This window comes from Nocardiopsis akebiae (assembly GCF_018316795.1).
Taxonomy (GTDB): Bacteria; Actinomycetota; Actinomycetes; order Streptosporangiales; family Streptosporangiaceae; genus Nocardiopsis; species Nocardiopsis dassonvillei.
Map to the genome: position 1 here is coordinate 1064751 of NZ_CP074132.1, position 17534 is coordinate 1082284.

Consider the following 17534-nt stretch of genomic DNA (forward strand, 5'->3'; position numbering starts at 1 on the left):
CTTCTACGCTTTCGATGCGGCCTCATGTCGCGAAGGAGAGTGAAGAACAAGGCATGCATGGCAGAAACGCCTAAGCTATTGTTTGGCGATTTTTGAAGTCCTTGGTCTCGCTCTATGCAGGGCGGCGCACGTATTTCGTGCGCCGCCCTGGGCTTCACCCAGCCCGACCCCTCCCGGCAGGAGCTCAACAACTACAACTACGCCCAGTGCGACCCCATCAACAACACCGACCCCACCGGGCTGAACTCAACTGCTCTAGACATGTGCTCAGCAGCTGGGCTTCTCGGAACGGAGATCGGAATCCTTGTCTGGGCCTTTGGCATCACGGGGCCCTGGGGAGCATTCTGGGCAATCGGCGTGGCCGCAGTTGGAATAACATGCGGAGCACTCTGGCTCCACTATCGATACTGACTCGCTGATCCAGCAAAGCGGGCCACCAGGAAGCTCCCCTGGTGGCCCTTAGGAGAGATGCTGATAATTCCTGCAACCTTCGCACTCATGGTCATTGGGGCCATTGGCCTACTGGTCAAAGTTTTTCTAGTCAGTCGCAAATCGGCAGCACCCAAGTGGCTCGATTTGCTAATCGTATCCTCTTTCCTGGCATGCTTCCTATTTTCCCTTATTTGGCTGCTCTTTTAAGGGAGACTTCCGCTAGATAGTGGGAATTGCAACAGTGGAAGGCTCTGAATGCCAGTCGTTCAGAGTCTTCCGCTCAGGTCGAGAAAAATAAAGGATACGCCAGCTTGATGGTGTCGTGCTCGTTCGGGTTCACCGGCGCCTACCAGTTCCAGGACGGCACGGTGCACCTGAACCACTGCTTCCACAGCACGTTCACGCTGGGATTCACCCAACCGGGCCCGTCCCGACAGGGGGCGAACAACTACGCCTACGCGGCGTGCGACTTTCAAGGATCTCTAGAGAAAGCAGGTGATCTCCCGTTTTTGAGCTTCTTGCGTCAATTATAATCTGTGCCGTTATGATTTACATGGTGGCCAGGGTGAAGACTTCAAGGCCGATTAGGAACGTTGATTCATTGACTGCTTTGATTCTTCTGGTGATAGCAGGTTTCCTTTTTTTCTGGCCCCAGTAGGCGGTTGTTGGATCGTGGCGCGTCGGCTTGGGCGTCGCGCCCCTGGGATAATGAATAAGATGCCTCGCCAGGGAAGGCTGGCCAAGCAGTGAGGTTCTATAAAATATACTTGCAGGTTTTCTCAATAATATAGGCTCAATGCCATGAGGTATGGAAAGCCTTTGGAAGTTTTGTTTCTCGATGAAGGTTCGACTCGAATCATAATGTACGCTTCCTGTCTGGCTTTTATGTCGTTCGGCTTCTATGTGGCATCAAAAAGGAAGAATAGAAGATTGGGGATAGTTTTTACTTCGCTGTTCTGGGGTTTGGGGATTCTGGCGTTGGTCTCAATTTTCATTCACTTTCTTGTGATTTGATTGATTTCGGAAGGTAGTGGCGGCGTTGAGTCTGTTCGGGTTCAGCGGCGTCTACCAGTTCCAGGACGGCACGGTGCATCTGAACCACCGCTTCCACAGCACGTTCACGATGGGCTTCACCCGACCGGGCCCGTCCCGGCAGCAACTGGACAACTGCGCTTGGGCTTGCTGCCGCGGATCGGCAACCAAAGAAGGGAGCAGGGCGCATGGAGGGAAGCTTTCCGAAGGACCCGACCAAGAAGGAGCTTCGCACCCTCATCTGGTTCAGGCTTGTTGGCATAGCCTTTTTCCTCGGCATGGCGGTATGGCGCGCATGGGAGGGCGACTACTTCTGGGCCGCTCTGAGCGTGCTCCTCACGGCCATTCTCTTCGCGGTCTATGTGGCCCCTCGCATGCTGCAACTGCGCCGCAAGAAGAAGGAGTGACCTCTGGAAAGGGGGCGCGGGCACGATCGTGCCCGCGCCCCCTTTCTCTGTGCGTCACCAAGCGCCGCGCAGGCTCCGGGGCGGCTCGGCGTCGAAGGCGGCCCAGACGTGGGTGCCGAGGCCGTAGCGGCGCGGAAAGGCGAAGCTGGCCCACGTGCGGGAGAGCTGGCGCACCAGCAGCAGGCCGCGCTGGCCCTCCGCCGCCTCCCACTCCTCGTCGGTGCGCTCGTTGGGAATGCGGGGCAGGGTGGGGCCGCCCGCGTCGCTGACGGTCAGGCGCAGCGTGCGTTCGTCGGGCATGGACAGGGTGCGGGTGACCCCCTCCTCCGAACGGGCGTACTTGCAGGAGTTGGCGACGAGTTCGCTGGCCACGAGCTGGACGGTCGCGACCAGGTCGGGGTCGAACCCGGCCAGGTCGCGGGCGAGTTCGGAGCGGACCCGGGCGAGCTCGGACAGGTCGCAGGCGTAGTCGAGGTGTCCCCAGAAGGCGAACGGGCCGGGGACCGGTGCCGGGTCGTGCACAGGCGTGCGGGTCATACCGTCACCCCGTCCGCGTACCGGGTCCGGGCGGGTGCGGCGGCGAGCAGGTCGCCGACGGGAACGGGCATGGGAGCCGGGGTCGGTGCCGGGGCCCGGGTCGGGGTCGGAACCGGAAGCGGGGCCTGGGCAGGGACGTGAACGGAGCCGTGCGACCACGCGCGCAGTCGAATGACGGCCTCGGCCTGGACGCGGGAGAGGTCGTGCTCGCACTCGCGTTCGCGGGCGGTGTAGTAGGGCCTGACCAGGGCGATGTCGTCGGCCGGGAAGATCTCCGGGGCGGGGGCCAGGCGGGGAGGGGACACCGGGCGCGGAGCGGGGCGCGAGGTCCCGCGCTGTGGAATCGTGGGCCTGCTGGACCGCGCGGAAGCGGGTGCGGGGACCGGGGCGTAGCGGCGGACCCGGGTGGAACGGCGACGGCGGACGGCGGCCGAGTGGCGTCCGCGCGCGGGGATGAAGAGGGATGTCACCAGAGCCAGGGCACGGGTGAGAAGTGCAGCGCTAAACTGGCGCATGCTGGCAGTTCCTGTTCTTAAAGGGTTGGTGTGCTGGCCGTGACCCCGGGCGGTATTTGACCGTCGCGGGGTCTTTCGTGTTCAGTTGTGTGTTCGGAGAAAGGCTAGGGGATTGGTGGAGTGGTGGAGGACGCTACGGGGGAGTAGGGTTCGAGAAAGGTGCGCGGATGGTGCGTATGTGCTGGTCAGAGGCTCGGGTGAGGTGGGAGAAATCTGGCTGGCCAGGTTTCTCCATTGTCCGGAATGATTGGTTTTGAGGGTCTTTTCCTGGGGTCTTTTGGGTAGGAAAAAGCCCCCGGCCGAAGCGGGCGCGGGGGCTGGAGGCGGTTAGAGGCGGCTACAGGCCGGAACGCAGGCCGCTGAGCAGCGCCACCCACTGGTCCCCGGGGACGGTGAGGTGTCCGGCCTCGCGGTGGACGGTGTCGCGGACGTCAGCGCCGGAGGCGTGTTCGCGGACCTCGACGCACTGGCTCCCGGTGTTGCTGTAGCTGCTCTTGTGCCACTCGTTGCTCATGGTGCTTCCAATTCCCTCAACAGCTGCCGGGACTCTCTAGCGGGCAGCGCGGACGCCAGACACTTTCTTACCAGCGCCTCCATACGCGGATGGCTGTCGGACTCCAGGATGACGTTCCCCGCGATGTAGTCGCTGGAGACAGCCAGGCCGCCGTCAACCAGTCGGTACAGGTTGACGGGTGCGGTAACTCCGACCATGGACGTTCCCGGCGACAACAAGTGGGCCTCGACGCGCTCACCTTCCACCAGCCGTAACAGGTGCCCTGCCTGCTCCCTCCGGATGTGATCAGGCATGCAGGTCAAAGCGCTGTGCGGAAAGACGGAGGTCACCACCGGGTCGTGGTGGTGCTCGCGCAGTGTTTTGAGGCGTCCGCAGCGAGCGTTGACCCAGCGGGCCACCTCAGCGTCAGCAACGAGTGGCTGTCCGTCCTTGAAGACGGCCTCGGCGTAGGAAGAGCACTGGAGTTCGCCCGGAACCAGTACCGGTGACAGGCAGTCGATGGCCACGGCCTGCTCCTGCAACCGGGCCACGTTGAGCTGCCACACCGGCAGCTCCGTCCCCGAGGTCTTCTTCCGCCACGCCTTGAGGAGCCTGCCGTCCGCCTTGAGCATCCGGTCCAGGGCCTCGGCGGTCTCCACACTGGGCGTGAACTTCCCCGCCTCCCACCGGGACACGGACGCGGGCGAGGTGCCTATGTCGAAGGCCAACTGCTTCTGCGTTCTCCCTGAGAAATCGCGAAACGTTGTGAGCAGGGAGGAGAAGTGATCTTGCGTCACCCTGCACAACTTACAGAGCGGTTGCGCTTCCTGTCATCCGTTCTCCCGAAAACGACAAACAGTGGAGATAGCCCAGGCCCTGTGGCCAGGGTGGATGCAGGTCACGAACCCGCAGGTAATTGCGGCCTGTTCGTGGCTATGTTCCGGAGGATGGTGATTTCAGTTGGGATCAGTGACAAGCATGCAATCGCGTCGAGGCGGTCCGGGTTCGGGTTCGGGTTTCCAGGACGGCGGCGGCGCCGGGCGTTTCCCCCTTCCCCGCCGGGGAGTGGAACCCCGCGACAGGGCGCCCCTGGTGCTGGACCAGCGCTGGAGCAGCCTCGGCACCGCGCTCATCATCGCGGGGCGTCCCGACCAGGCCGCCCTGGTGCGCCACAGGGTCTGCGCCCTCTCCGCCCTGCCGCCGCTGGCGAGGGAAGCGGCCCAGGAACTGGCCGGTGAGGTGTTCAACAACGCGATCACGCACACGCGCAGCGGCCTGTCCGGGGGCGAGGTCATCGTGAGCGTGCACCGGCTTCCGGGCCGCGTGCAGGTCAAGATCACCGACCAGGGGCCGATCGGCGAGGACGCCGTCACCACACCGTGCGTGCGGCCCGCCGACCCGCTGCGCGTGGGTGGGCTGGGGATGCGCCTGGTCGCCGCGCAGGCCAGCCGGTGGGGCACGCTCCACGAGGGCGGCCGGACCACCGTCTGGTTCGAGATCGACCGCCCCGACCGCGGTCGCGACCGCTCCGCCGGGCACGCCGGGCGGTGAACACCTCTCCCGACCTGGACGCGCTCCTCACGGCGGGCCCCGGGGCCGACGGGTACCGCCCGCCTCCCGGGGTTTCAAAATCCGGGCCCGAACCTTGTACCGATTCGCCGGTGACGGCCCCTCCGGCGCACCGGTACGTTCCTCCTGCCAGCAACCACGCGCGGAAGGAACCCAGGTGAACCTCCTCATCACCGGCATCACCACCCAGTCCTCGATCGCCTACGCGATCGCCGAGGAGGCGATGGAGCAGGGCCACCAGGTGATCCTGACCAACCCGCCCGGCAGGCAGCTGTCCATCCTGGAACGGGTGGCCAAACGCCTCCCCGCCGAACCCGTGGACATCCTGCCCATGGACGTCACCGACCCCGAGCAGGTCACCGAGACGGCGGGCAGGGTCGCCGCCCACTGGGACCACGTGGACGGGCTGCTGCACTCCATCGCCTACGCCCCGGGAGACGCGCTGGGCGGCAACTTCCTCAACACCTCCTGGGAGGACGTGGCCACCGCGATCCACGTCTCCGGGTACTCCCTGAAGGCGCTCGCCGTGGGGTTCCGGGAGCTCATGGCCGCCGCCCCGCACGGCGCCGGGGTCGTCTCCCTGACCTTCGACGCCTCCCGGGCCTGGCCGGTCTACGACTGGATGGGGTCGGCCAAGGCCGTGCTGGAGAACTCCACGAAGTACCTGGCCCGCGACCTCGGCGGCGACGGAATCCGGGTGAACGCCGTCAGCGCGGGGCCGGTCAAGTCCCTCGCGGGCGGCTCGATCCCCGGGTTCGACCAGATCGCGGACGGCTGGGCAGAGTCCGCGCCGCTGGGCTGGGACACCAAGGACGCCTCCGTGGTCGCCGGTCCCGCGCTGTTCCTGATGTCCCCGGCCGCGCGCGCCGTCACCGGCACGACGCTGCACGTGGACGGCGGTTACCACGCGATGGGCGCGCCGCTGTAACCCCGGGAGCCGACCGGGAGGGGGAGGGCGTCCGCACTGGTCACCACGCCGGAGGGACATTTGCGGACGTTCCTGCTTTCCGCTGAGCGGGCCGACCCGCGCGTGCTACGGATGGACCCGTTCGCTGCCGGTCCCTCCTCCTTCTTCCCCGGGAACCCCCATGATGACAATGCTGCTCGTCCTCGCCGTTCTGGCCGCCATGGTCGGCGGCGCGGTCCTCGCCGTAGGCAGGTTCCGCGTCGACGACGAATCCTCGGGGGGCGCCGTCAGCGTGGTCGTCGCCCCCTGCGTGCTCGCGCTCTACCTCGCGGCGGCGGCGATGGGGGTGGTGATCGGCTGGGAGAACTTCACCGGTGCCGGGGACGGGATCACCGAGGAGACGGGCGCGGCCGACGCCCTGTACTGGAGCACCACCACCCTCCCCGCCGATGAGGCGGAGACCGTGCGCCAGCAGCTGCGCGCCTACATGAGCGCGGTCGCGGACAGCGACTGGCCGATGATGCGCGCCGAGGGCGAGCTGAGCGAGGAGGGCGACGAGGCCCTGGCCGAACTGGCCGCGTCGGTGCGGGCGCTGTCGGTGTCCGACAGCGGCGACGGCCTGGACCGCCTGACCGCCCGCCAAGAGCTCGCGGAGCTCAGCGACGCGCGCATCGAGCGCGCGGACGCGGCCGGGGACGGCATCCCGTTCGTCCTCAACGGCATCGCGGCCCTGTCCGCCGTCGCGGTCGCGGTGCTGCCCTTCGCCATGATCCGGCGGGGCTCGACCGTGGCCTACTTCTGGGCGTCGGCCAACCTGGTGTTCGTGTTCGCCACGATCCTGCTGCTGTTCTACCTGGGCAACCCCTACAACGGGGCCCTGGCGCACGACGCGGGCGCGATCCAGGACGCCCTCGCCGGGTTCGAGCGGATCGACGCCTCACTCAGCCCCCAGTAGGGGCGAGCGGGCCGACGGGCCCCGGACGCGTCCTCGGGGGCCGCGTCCGCGGCCCGTCCGCTGTTGCCGGGCGCTGGCGGACGGCCGTGTCGGGCCGGAGCCGGTCAGCCCGGGGAACGCGTGGCGGCGCGGCCCGCGCCCGCGGCGACCACGGCGATGACGACCACGAGCACCACCATGGTGCGCATGGGGGTGAAGGCTCCGGCGGCCTGCGGCGCGGAGTGCGGGGAGAGGTCGGCCAGCACCTGCTCCCGGACGGCCCGCTCCGCCGGGGGCGGGGCCGACGGGGACGCCGACGGCTGTTCGGGTCGGGCCGCGCGCTCCCGGGCGGGCTCCACCGGGGCGGCGGCCTCCGCCCCGGGCTGCGCGGCCCCGGGCTCCTCCGCGGCCGGGGGAGCGGGCTCCCCGGGCTCCGGCTCCCCGGGCTCCGGCTCGCCGGGCGCCGGTGGAGCGGGCGGCTCGGGTTCGGGGTAGCCGGGCTCCTCAGGTGCGGGAGGCTCCGGCTGCTCGGGGCCCGGCGAGCACGGCGGTGCCTCGCCCGCGCGCACCACGACCCGCACGCCGTTCGCGCACACCAGGACGTAGGACCCGGGGTTGACGTCCACCAGCGCGCCCGAGGTCTCCACGCGGACCCCGCCGGGGCCCACCTCCACGCGGGAGTCCCCGTCGTCCACGCTGACGCCGGTGCCGTCCGCGTTCACCTGCGGAACGGTGTCCACCGCGCCGACCAGGGAGGCCGTGCCCGGCGGTTCGGCGGGTGAGTCGTCCGGGGCGAGCGAGGGCGAGGCGCCGCAGGCGAACAGGAGCGCGCCCGCCGCCAGCAGCGCGGGCAGGGCACGGCGTGAGGGGGGCATGGGACTCCTCGTGTCGCTGTCGGCACCACGGGTGATCGTACGCGGTCAGTCCGGACCCTACACCCGGGAAAGCGCCCTCCGCGGCCCGCCCGACACGGGGTCCTGCCACCGGTCCCGCAGTCGGAGCTGCCACCGGGGTCGGCGGCGGGAGCACGGCCGCGCGGGTCAGGGGGAGTGCAGGCGCAGCACGGCGTGCTCGGCCCAGTCCGGCGGCCTGGTCAGCCGGGAGACGAGCACCATCGTCCCGAAGGCAAGCGGGACGGTCCACGCCGCGGGCTGCGCCAGCAGCACCGACAGCCACCCGACCGGGGGCGGCAGCAGGATCGACCACCCCACCGCGCCGGTCGCGGTCACCGCCCCCACGATCAGTCCGGACGCGGCCCCGGCCAGCGTCAGCCGCCGCCACCAGATGCCCAGCACCAGCAGCGGGCAGAACGTCGAGGCCGCCACCGTGAACGCCCACACCACCAGCACGTTGATGTCGATCAGCTGCGCGGGCAGCGCCAGCAGCACCGCCACGCACGCGCCCACGGCCACCGCCAGGCGCAGCCGCGGCACGCTGCCCTGGAACAGGTCGTGCGACAGCCCGCCCGCCAGGGCCAGCAGCAGTCCGGAGGAGGTGGACAGGAACGCGCCGAACGCCCCCGCCGCCACCAGCGCCGTCAGCACCGTTCCCACCGAGCCCGGCACCGCCTGGGCGGGCAGCACCACCGCGACCGTGTCGGTGCCCTGGAGCAGCACCAGGTGCGGGGTGAGCACCCGCCCGAGCAGCCCGTACACCGTCGGGAACAGGTAGAACAGCCCCAGCAGGGCGATCACGCCCACCGCCACCCGGCGCGCGGTCCGCGCCGTGGGGCTGGTGTGGAAGCGCATGATGACGTGCGGCAGCCCCATACAGCCCAGCGTGATCGCCAGCAGCGTGGACCACGTCTCGAACAGCGGGTACCCGCCCACGTCCAGCAGCGGCGAACTCCACCGCTCGCTGCCCAGCTCCGGCAGCCCCGCCGGGTGCGGGATGGGCGCTCCCTCGGGGAACACGTACTCGGTGCCCGCCTCCACGCTGTGCTCCCCGGCCGCGAACTCCACCCGTTCGCCCCCGGGGGCGGTCACCGTCACCGGCTCGTCCAGGCCGAACCGGGTCCCCACGGTGAACTCCACCGGGGTCGCCTCGGGAAAGTGCGTGCCCCACTCGGGGTTGAGCGCCTCCGCCCGGGTCTGCGGACCGGCGTGCACCACCAGGTAGACCGCCGGGACGGCGATGAAGGCCAGCTTGACCACGTAGTGGAAGGCCTGCACGTAGGTCGCCGACCGCATCCCCCCGGCCGCGATCGAGGCGCTCACCACCAGCCCGGCGAGGAGCACCCCGACCCAGTACGGCGTGCCGCTGACCAGGGCCAGCACCACACCGGCGCCCTTGAACTGGGGCACCAGGTACAGCAGCATGATCACCAGCACCACGCAGCCGCACAGCTTGCGCAGGCGCGGCGCGCCCAGGCGGTACTCGGCGAAGTCGGGCACGGTGAACGCCCCCGACCGGCGCATCGGCCCGGCCACCAGCGCCACCACCGCCACGTAGCCCGCGGCGAACCCCACCGCGTACCACATGGTGCCCAGGCCGTTCTTGAGCAGCAGCCCCGCCAGCCCCAGCACCGAGGCGGCCGACAGGTACTCCCCGGCGATCGCCATCGCGTTCCAGTTGGGGGAGATCCGCCGCGAGGCCACGAGGAAGTCGGAGGTCGAGCGGGCCGCCCGCACCCCGTAGACGCCGATGACCAGACTGGTGAGCAGGACCAGCCCGATGGCCAGGACCGCGATCACCACGTGCGCCCCGTGTCCTCACCGCTCGCGCGTCCCGGTCCCCTCGTGCCTCCGGGTTTCCGGTCGTGCTCCGGCACCCGCGCGGCCTCCGCCCGGTCCGCGGCGCTCTCGGCCCGGTCCTCGATCCGCTCGGCCGAGCGCACGTGCCACAGCGCCAGCCCGAACAGCATCGGGTAGACCGCCACCGTCAGCAGCAGCCACGACAGCGGGACCCCGCCCAAGCGGACCTCACCCAGCGCGGGGAAGAGCGCGAACGCGCCGCTCATCCCGAACAGCAGCACCGACAGCACCGCCACGGTGCGCACGGCGGTCCGCCGCTGGGCCCGGAACAGCGCGCGCGCCGCCTCGGTGTCCACCGGCTCCGGGATCGGCAGCAGGTGCTGCGCGGGCCGGTTGCCCCGTGCCAGCGCGATCCGGGTCTGCGGGCTGGTCAGCTTCTCGCGGCGCGGACTCACGGCGCCTGCTCCCCCTCACCGTCCCGAGGCCGGGAGGCGGGGCCGCCCTGGGCGTTGGCGGACCGGCCGAGCTGGTCGCGCCGGGCCGCCTCCAGCAGCTGGGCGCGCAGTTGGCGGCCGTGGCGTCGGCTCACCGGCACGTCCCCGGCCGGGGTGCCCGCCACCAGGCCGGACGAGGAGGTCACCCGCAGGTCGCGCACCCACGGGATGGCGATCAGGAACCCCCGGTGGACCCGGACGAACCCGGCCGAGGCCCACACCTCCTCCAGGTAGGACAGCGACAGGCGGATGAGGTGGCCGCCGTCGGCGGTGTGCAGGCGCACGTAGTCGCCCTGGGCCTCCACGAACTGCACGTCGTCGCGCTTGACGAACACCGTGCGCCTGCCGGTGTCGATCTGCACCACGTGCAGGTCCTCGGCGGGCGGGGCCCCGCTCCCGGGCCTGCGCAGCTGGGCGATGCGGCCCACCGCCTCGGCCAGGCGCTCGGGCCGGATCGGCTTGAGCAGGTAGTCCACGGCGCCGATGCCGAAGGCCTCCACCGCGTGGGCCTCGGAGGCGGTCACGAACACGATGGACGGGGGCTCGGACAGCACGCTCAGCACCCGGGCCACGTCCATGCCGTCCAGACCGGGCATGAGGATGTCCAGGAACGCGGCGTCGATGGTGGTGGTCCCCAGCAGCCGCACCGCCGTGGCGCCGTTGTCGGCCACCAGGACCTCCGCCACCTCGGGCATGTCGCCGAGCAGGGACGCCATCTCCTGGCGGGTGGAGGCCTCGTCCTCGACCACCAGCACCCGCAGTTCGGGCTTCAACGCGCCACCACCCCCCTGGTGAACCTGGGCACGCGCACGGTCACCTTCGTCCCCTCCCCCAGCGCGGTCTCGATCACCAGACCGTACTCGGGTCCGTAGACGGCGCGCAGCCGCTGGTCCACGTTGGCCAGGCCGACGCCGCGCGACTCCGGGCCGGTGCCCGCCAGCAGGGAGCGGGCCAGGTCGGGGTGCATGCCCACCCCGTCGTCCTCGATCTCGATGACGCACAGCGGGCCCTCGCCGAAACCGGAGACGCTGATGTGGCCGCGGCCCTCCTTGCGCTCCAGCCCGTGCCGGATCGCGTTCTCCACTATCGGCTGCACGACCAGGAAGGGTATGGCCACCGGCAGCACCTCGGGGGCCATCCGCACGGTGATGTCCAGGCGGTCGTGGAAGCGGGCCCGCTGGAGTTCGAGGTAGGTCTGGGTGGCCTCCAGCTCCTCCGAGAGGGTCGCGTAGTCGCCCTTCTCCGAGAAGCCGTAGCGCAGGTAGTCGGCGAAGTCCGACAGCAGGTGGCGGGCCCGGTCGGGGTCGGTGCGCACCAGGGCGGCGATCACCGCCAGGGCGTTGTGCACGAAGTGGGGGGAGATCTGCGCCCGCAGGGTGCGCAGGTCGGCCGCGGCGATCCGGGCGCGGGCCCGGCGCAGCGCCGCGTGGTCCAGGCAGTCCGAGACCAGCGCGGCGGCGGCCTCCACGTCGGCCTCCACGGGATGGCCCGAGGCCACCAGGGCGCCGGAGATCTCGTCGGCCACGGTAAGGGGGACCGCGCACGCCGACGCGCCGTCGGGCAGGCGCAGCCGGGCGTTGCTCCCGTACTCGAAGACCTGGGAGAGCAGGCCCTCCACCTCGGAGGGCGCGGGGCTGGTCCCGTGCGCGGCGACCGGGCCGTCCAGGTCGGCCAGGACGACGCCGTCCACGGCCAGGAGCTGGCGCAGCCGTCTGGCGGCCGAGGGGACCCTCCGGCCGTGCAGCCCGTCCCGGAGGTCGACGCCGAGGGCGTGGACCTGACGCATCAGCTCGACGCTCGCCCGCTGCTCCGAGGACGCCGGGCGACGTCGGGAGGGGGACACCCGCGACAGCCACCGGTATGACACGGAACGACCCTATCCCAGCGGACTGTGTCGGTGCTCACGTGGCCGGGGTCACCTTTCGAATCGTGACGCAAATGCGCGCTCGCGCCGCGGGCGGGAGCCGGGCCCGCCACCGGGAGCGGCGGCGGGCCCGGAGGAGCGCCCGGGGCGGCGGCCGTGCCGGGAGAAGGGTGGACTCCCGGGCGGAGCGGGCCGCCGGCGGCCCCGGGCAGGTGGTTCGGGAGTCCTCCGGGCCCGCGCGCGGAGCGCGGGCCCGGAGAGTTCGGGCGTCCACGGGGCTGCCGTTCTCCGGACGCCCGAACACGGGCCGAAGCGAAGCGGAGGCCCAGAGAAAACACTGTCTAGTGGTTGGCGGCCTTCTCCGCGCCCGCACCGGTCAGGGCGCGGACCTGGAGCTGGGCGAACTTGTCGAAGTCGCGCTCCTTGGACGACAGGGTCCCCACGATCGCGCACAGCAGGCTGATCGGCACCGACACCAGGGCCGGGTTGGGCAGCGGGAACCAGGCGAAGTCCGCGGTCGGGATGAGCGCGGTCTCGCTGCCTGAGACCACGGGCGAGAAGAACACCAGGCCCACGGCGCTGATCAGGCCGCCGTAGATGCCCGCGAGGGCGCCCCGGGTGTTGAACCTCTTCCAGAACAGGCTGAGCAGCAGGGTCGGCAGGTTCGCCGAGGCCGCCATCGCGAACGCCAGCGAGACCAGGAAGGCCACGTTGAGGTTCTGCGCGAACACCGCCAGCAGGATCGCGACCACGCCGACGCCGAGGGCGGACAGGCGGGCGACCCGGACCTCCTCGGTGCCCGTGGCCTTGCCCTTGCGCAGGACCGAGTTGTAGAAGTCGTGCGCGATGGAGGACGAGGAGGCGATGACCAGGCCCGCAACCGTGGACAGGATGGCCGCGAAGGCCGCCGAGGCGATGATCGCCAGCAGGACCGCGCCCGCCATCTCGCCGCCGATGCGCTCACCGACCACCTGGGCCAGCTGCGGAGCCGCGGTGTTGCCCGCGCCGTCCTGCGCCGTGATGGCCTCGTGGCCGACGATGGCCGCCGCGCCGAAGCCCAGCACCAGGGTCATCAGGTAGAAGGTGCCGATGAGGCCGATACCCCAGTTGACCGACTTGCGGGCGCTCTGGGAGTCGGGGACGGTGTAGAAGCGGATGAGGATGTGCGGCAGACCGGCCGTGCCCAGCACCAGGGCCAGGCCCAGGCTGATCAGGTCCAGCTTGTTCCACAGGGTCTGGAGCGGGTCGCCCGCGACCTCCACCCCGTAGCGCAGGCCGGGCTCCAGGAAGCCCTCCTGGCCGCTGGCCGCGGCGGCGTCGCTCATCAGCGCGCCGAGGTTGAACCCGTACAGGGACAGGGTCAGCACGGTGAGCAGCGCGGCGCCCAGCATGAGGATGAGGGCCTTGATGATCTGCACCCAGGTGGTGCCCTTCATGCCGCCGAAGGTCACGTAGATGGTCATCAGCAGGCCGATGACCACGATGCCGACGATCTTGGCGGTGGCGGCGTCCATGCCCATGAAGGTCTGCCCGGGCTGGATGCCCAGCAGCAGGGCGATGAGCGCGCCCGCGCCGACCATCTGCGCCAGCAGGTAGAAGATCGACACCACGATCGTGGAGACCGACGCGGCGGTGCGCACCGGGCGCTGCCGCATCCGGTAGGACAGCACGTCGCCCATGGTGTAGCGGCCGGAGTTGCGCAGCAGCTCCGCGACCAGCAGGAGGGCGACGAGCCAGGCGACGAGGAACCCGATGGAGTAGAGGAAGCCGTCGTAGCCGAACAGCGCGATCATGCCCGCGATGCCCAGGAAGGACGCGGCGGACATGTAGTCGCTGCCGATCGCCAGGCCGTTCTGGAGCGGGGAGAAGCCGCGCCCGCCCGAGTGGAAGTCGGTGGCGGAGCGCGTGCTGCGGCCGGCCCAGACGGTGATGCCGAGCGTGGCCGCGATCATGAGGACGAAGAGGACGATGGTGATGACGCGGCTGCTGTCGCTGACCGTCTCGACAGCTTCCTGGGCGAGGATCATCGGCCGCCCTCCTTGTTCGCCGCGTTGTAGTGGAGCTCGTCGCGCAGCTCGACCGCCTGGGCGTCGAGCCTGCGGCGCGCGTAGTTCGTGTACAGGACGGCGATCCCGAAGGTCGACACGAACTGGAGGACACCGAAGACCAGGGCGACGTTGACGCTGCCGAAGAGCACCACGCCCATGAGGTCGCGGCCGAACGCGGACATGAGCACGTAGAGCAGGTACCACGCCATGAAGGCGAGGCTCATCGGGAAGACGAACCTGTACAGCCGCCGCTTGAGCTCGATGAAGCGCGGGTCGCCGTGCATGGTCACGTAGGCCTCGGTCGGGATCGCGTCGCCGCCTCCGTCGCCGTCGGGCGGCGGGGCCGGGTCCTTCGTCGGCCGGTCTGTTGACATGCTCTACCTCCGGGGGGATTACCGTGCGTCCGGCGGCGACGGCGCCGCTCTTGTGTGATCTGCGTTACGGGGAACTGTAAGGAGCGGCACTACCGCGAAGGAGGGGGCTCGTACGCACGCGCGCCGAACGCGGGGGAGGAGCGTCGAACGGTCGCCCAGCGCGCGGTGAGCGGTCGTCTGGCGCGCCGAACGGTCGCCGAGCGGCTCCGGTCCAGACCACGGGCCCCGAGCGCACACGCCCGCGGAGCCGGTTCCGCAGGGGTTCCGGCGCCCGGGGCAGGGGTTCGGGGGTGCTCCGGCCTCCGTCCCGCCGGGGGCCGGGGAGGTGGTCGGGGGCGTCCTCGCCGGGGCCGGCCTCCGTCCCGCCGGGGCCGCCCCCCCGGTGGTGGGACACGCCTCCACCGGACCCGGAACGCCCGTCCGGCCCGGGGCGTTGTAGCTTGTGCACCATCACCGCCGTCGCGGGCATCCGCGTCGGCGCGTTCCGCGATACCCCGGACGAGGTGCGCCGTACCCGGTGACGACAAGACGGCGCGTTGGACAACGCACGTCACACGTCACGGAGGTAGGCATCATGGCCTGGATCGTTCTGGTGGTCTCGGGGTTCCTGGAGACCGCGTGGGCCCTCTCGCTCAGCGCCTCGAAGGGTTTCACCCGCCTGTGGCCGTCGGTGACCTTCGGGGTCACCCTGTTCCTGAGCATGGCCGGACTGGCCTACGCCCTGCGCACCATCCCCGTCGGGACCGGCTACGCGGTGTGGGTGGCCATCGGCGCCGTCGGGACCGCGCTGGTGGGCATGTTCTTCCTCGGCGAGGGCTTCACCTGGGCCAAGCTGCTGTGCCTGGTGCTCATCGTCGCGGGCGTGGTGGGGCTCAAGCTCCTGCACTAGGGCCCGCGTCCCCGGGACGGGCGGCCTCCCCGTCCTTCCGGGACCGTGTACACGACGGCGGGGGCCGGGCACCGCGCGGTGCCCGGCCCCCGCCGTCGTCACGGGAGCGTCACCGCGCCGCTCAGGGCGACGGGGACCGGGGGACGCCGCGGCGGGAGCCTCCCCGCCGCCGGTCGAGGTGGACGGCGTGCTCCAGGTAGCGTTCGACCAGGGACGCCGCCACCGGGTTGTGACCCCGGACGCGGAGCAGCCAGTGCGGCGCGATCCTCTCGTGGAGCCACAGGAAGCCGATCGTGAACCCCAGGCTCAGCATCGCCTGGAGGGCCAGGAAGGACAGGAGCGGCTCCCCCAGCACGGTGTCGTCGCCCAGCGCCCACGCCACGGCGTAGGAGTCGATCAGCCGGGAGGCGGGGAACCCCGCCAGCCAGTACAGCGCCATGGGCGCAACCGCGCCGACCTGGAAGACGCCGCGCGCCAGCAGCACGCAGTACCCGGCGCCGAACAGGGCCAGGGGCACTCCCAGCCCGGCCGAGAGGGCGAGGGTGACCACCGGGGACAGCCCCGCCATCACCGCGACGGCCGTGGCGAACAGACCGGCCACCAGGCCGATCAGCGCGCCCGGCAGCGTGATCTCCGCGTGGTCGAGCACGGGCCTCCCGGTGGGGAGGACTTCCCGAGCGCCCATCAGTCGATCACGACCCCGAAGGCGAACAGCGAGTAGAACAGGGCGCCGAGGTAGAACACCGCCGCGAAGGCGATGACGGCGTTGGAGAGGATGCCCGGCCGGATCGGCTTGGGCAGGGTGAGGTTGTTGACCAGCAGCAGCACCACGCAGTAGGCGCCCATCGCGAACGCCGACAGGAAGGCCAGCACGTCCAGGATCGCCGCCGGGCCGTCGGCGGGGCCGAAGAGCAGGACGACGATGCCGAAGGCGATCAGGCCCCACAGGAAGAGGGCGTACAGCCTCGACATGCCGACCTTCTTGGCGCCCGGCACGAAGTTGAAGGTCATGTCGGCCTGACCGCGGGAGAAGGAGTCGAACAGCCCCAGCGTGGCGTTGAGGCCGATGAGCGCGATGAAGCAGAAGAACACCGTGCCCAGGACCGGGCTCCCGGCCGCCGAGAAGGAGGCCGCCATGGCGTCCAGGGCGGCGTCGCGGTCGCCGTCGCGCAGCAGGTCGGTCACGTTCGGGTCGAAGCGGGCCGAGGCCTGGGCCAGCACGGTGAAGGAGATCGTCACCAGCATCGTGATGCCCCAGAACAGGACCATCGCGTCGAAGGTGACCCAGCGCCGCCAGCCCTTCCACTTCTCCATCTCCGAGGCGTCGGAGGTGTCGAACATGAAGCCGCGCGTGGGCATGGCCTCCTGCTCGTCCGCGTGCCGCAGGCCCCGGATCTTGGGGATGTGCGAGCCCATCCCGGCGCCCTTGTCGCGCAGGTGCAGGGTGTACCACATCTGCTGCATGCCCGAGGGCCCGGCGAAGGCGATGGAGCCCACGATCACGGGGAACCACAGGGCCGTGGTGGCCTCCTCCGGCAGGTAGCCGAACGCGAACATCCCGGTGAGGGTGGAGGTCAGGTCGGACAGGTCGCCCACGATGGCCGCGATCACGGCGCTGCCGACCACCAGCATGCCGATGCAGATCGACAGCACGTTCTCCAGCAGGTTGTAGATGACCTTGGCCAGTGTGAACACCACACCGACGAGGAGCATCCCGGCGACCGCCGTGACCTGCCACGGGATGCCGGTCACCCGTTCGAAGGCCGAGGCGCCCGCCGAGAGGTGCCCCGGCCAGATGTAGACCAGCATCGCCGTGACGAAGAAGAACCACATGAGCGGTTTGAACACGCGCGCGGCGCCGTAGAAGATGCTCTCCCCGGTGGCCATCGCGTAGCGCGACATCTCCAGCATGACCACGGCCTGGAGGGTGACGCCGACCAGGAACAGCCAGCGGATCTCGGGGCCGAACACGAGGACCAGCCTCGGCCACATGTAGGACTCGCCCATGCCCACGCCGAGGGCGACGAGGAACACGGTGGGGCCCAGGATGTGGATCGAGGGCGGGGCCTTGGGCAGGGGGCGGATCGGCATCGGCTCCAGCCGGCCCGCCTTCCACACGCGCTCCCCGGGCGGAGCGCCGCCGGGGGCGGACGGGCCGGAGGCGGCCTCGGCCTCGGGGGGAGCGGCCTGCCTCTGGGCGGGTACGAAGGGTGGCTGTGCGTCGGTGGGGGACTGGCGGACCGGTTCGGGCGTGCCGCCGGTCTCGGGGCGTGAGGAATCCATTGCTGGGAACTCCCTGTGGGCTGTGCGGATGCGAGCTGCTTGCTGGCATGGCGCCCCCGGGTG

General features: G+C 70.3%; 18 protein-coding genes and 1 riboswitch. Of the genes, 5 read left to right on the forward strand and 13 right to left on the reverse strand.

Annotation, left to right across the window (positions count from 1 at the left end):
* Positions 1-1652: 1652 nt before the first annotated feature.
* On the forward strand, positions 1653-1871 hold the full coding sequence (locus tag KGD83_RS04540; RefSeq protein ID WP_212642666.1) for a hypothetical protein: 219 nt from the start codon (positions 1653-1655) through the stop codon (positions 1869-1871).
* 54 nt (positions 1872-1925) lie between these two features.
* Here the strand turns inward: KGD83_RS04540 and KGD83_RS04545 are convergent, their stop codons facing one another.
* The 4 genes from KGD83_RS04545 to KGD83_RS04560 all read right to left on the reverse strand — a co-directional run bounded on the left by KGD83_RS04545 (position 1926) and on the right by KGD83_RS04560 (position 4213).
* Positions 1926-2408 carry an ATP-binding protein gene (locus tag KGD83_RS04545; protein ID WP_212642667.1) on the reverse strand — a complete coding sequence of 161 codons (483 nt, stop codon included), beginning with the start codon at positions 2406-2408 and terminating at the stop codon, positions 1926-1928.
* The gene (locus KGD83_RS04550; RefSeq protein ID WP_212642668.1) at positions 2405-2923 is read right to left on the reverse strand and encodes a hypothetical protein; all 519 of its coding nucleotides are present in this window, start codon (positions 2921-2923) and stop codon (positions 2405-2407) included. The genes KGD83_RS04545 and KGD83_RS04550 overlap by 4 nt, the downstream gene beginning before the upstream one ends.
* 337 nt (positions 2924-3260) lie before the next feature.
* On the reverse strand, positions 3261-3437 hold the full coding sequence (locus KGD83_RS04555; protein WP_013155139.1) for a DUF397 domain-containing protein: 177 nt from the start codon (positions 3435-3437) through the stop codon (positions 3261-3263).
* Entirely contained in the window at positions 3434-4213 is a 780-nt protein-coding gene (locus tag KGD83_RS04560; protein WP_212642669.1) for a Scr1 family TA system antitoxin-like transcriptional regulator, read from the reverse strand. Before KGD83_RS04560 ends, KGD83_RS04555 begins: the two co-directional genes overlap by 4 nt.
* Positions 4214-4394: 181 nt before the next feature.
* On the opposite strand from KGD83_RS04560, the gene KGD83_RS04565 reads away from it, so the two are divergent.
* The 3 genes from KGD83_RS04565 to KGD83_RS04575 all read left to right on the forward strand — a co-directional run bounded on the left by KGD83_RS04565 (position 4395) and on the right by KGD83_RS04575 (position 6847).
* Positions 4395-4967 carry an ATP-binding protein gene (locus KGD83_RS04565; protein ID WP_212642670.1) on the forward strand — a complete coding sequence of 191 codons (573 nt, stop codon included), beginning with the start codon at positions 4395-4397 and terminating at the stop codon, positions 4965-4967.
* Between the two features lie 175 nt (positions 4968-5142).
* Positions 5143-5913, forward strand: a complete 771-nt coding sequence (gene fabI, locus KGD83_RS04570) for an enoyl-ACP reductase FabI (protein ID WP_212642671.1) — start codon at positions 5143-5145, stop codon at positions 5911-5913.
* Between the two features lie 160 nt (positions 5914-6073).
* Positions 6074-6847, forward strand: coding sequence for a bestrophin-like domain (locus tag KGD83_RS04575; protein ID WP_212642672.1), 774 nt, complete (start codon positions 6074-6076; stop codon positions 6845-6847).
* A gap of 104 nt (positions 6848-6951) precedes the next feature.
* On the opposite strand, the gene KGD83_RS04580 is transcribed toward KGD83_RS04575, so the two are convergent.
* The 7 genes from KGD83_RS04580 to KGD83_RS04610 all read right to left on the reverse strand — a co-directional run bounded on the left by KGD83_RS04580 (position 6952) and on the right by KGD83_RS04610 (position 14299).
* Positions 6952-7701, reverse strand: a complete 750-nt coding sequence (locus KGD83_RS04580) for a hypothetical protein (RefSeq protein ID WP_212642673.1) — start codon at positions 7699-7701, stop codon at positions 6952-6954.
* A gap of 165 nt (positions 7702-7866) precedes the next feature.
* Positions 7867-9522, reverse strand: a complete 1656-nt coding sequence (locus tag KGD83_RS04585) for a sodium/solute symporter (RefSeq protein WP_212642674.1) — start codon at positions 9520-9522, stop codon at positions 7867-7869.
* Positions 9516-9974, reverse strand: a complete 459-nt coding sequence (locus KGD83_RS04590) for a hypothetical protein (protein ID WP_212642675.1) — start codon at positions 9972-9974, stop codon at positions 9516-9518. Before KGD83_RS04590 ends, KGD83_RS04585 begins: the two co-directional genes overlap by 7 nt.
* Positions 9971-10786: a LytR/AlgR family response regulator transcription factor gene (locus KGD83_RS04595; protein ID WP_212642676.1), complete on the reverse strand. Its 816-nt coding sequence runs from the start codon at positions 10784-10786 to the stop codon at positions 9971-9973. Before KGD83_RS04595 ends, KGD83_RS04590 begins: the two co-directional genes overlap by 4 nt.
* A complete protein-coding gene (locus KGD83_RS04600; RefSeq protein ID WP_212642677.1) occupies positions 10783-11799 on the reverse strand; it encodes a sensor histidine kinase in 1017 nt (338 codons plus the stop codon). The genes KGD83_RS04595 and KGD83_RS04600 overlap by 4 nt, the downstream gene beginning before the upstream one ends.
* Positions 11800-12218: 419 nt before the next feature.
* Positions 12219-13904 (reverse strand): solute symporter family protein, encoded by a 1686-nt coding sequence (locus KGD83_RS04605; RefSeq protein ID WP_212642678.1) that lies wholly within the window; start codon positions 13902-13904, stop codon positions 12219-12221.
* The gene (locus tag KGD83_RS04610) at positions 13901-14299 is read right to left on the reverse strand and encodes a DUF485 domain-containing protein (protein ID WP_212642679.1); all 399 of its coding nucleotides are present in this window, start codon (positions 14297-14299) and stop codon (positions 13901-13903) included. The genes KGD83_RS04605 and KGD83_RS04610 overlap by 4 nt, the downstream gene beginning before the upstream one ends.
* A 471-nt stretch (positions 14300-14770) precedes the next feature.
* Positions 14771-14837: riboswitch (guanidine-III (ykkC-III) riboswitch) on the forward strand.
* A gap of 36 nt (positions 14838-14873) precedes the next feature.
* Between KGD83_RS04610 and KGD83_RS04615 the strand changes: the two genes are divergently transcribed.
* Positions 14874-15188 (forward strand): DMT family transporter, encoded by a 315-nt coding sequence (locus KGD83_RS04615; protein ID WP_013155127.1) that lies wholly within the window; start codon positions 14874-14876, stop codon positions 15186-15188.
* Positions 15189-15309: 121 nt separating this feature from the next.
* On the opposite strand, the gene KGD83_RS04620 is transcribed toward KGD83_RS04615, so the two are convergent.
* Both KGD83_RS04620 and KGD83_RS04625 read right to left on the reverse strand, forming a co-directional pair.
* On the reverse strand, positions 15310-15837 hold the full coding sequence (locus KGD83_RS04620) for a hypothetical protein (RefSeq protein WP_249352147.1): 528 nt from the start codon (positions 15835-15837) through the stop codon (positions 15310-15312).
* A gap of 35 nt (positions 15838-15872) precedes the next feature.
* On the reverse strand, positions 15873-17471 hold the full coding sequence (locus tag KGD83_RS04625; RefSeq protein ID WP_212642681.1) for an Nramp family divalent metal transporter: 1599 nt from the start codon (positions 17469-17471) through the stop codon (positions 15873-15875).
* Positions 17472-17534 lie beyond the last annotated feature (63 nt).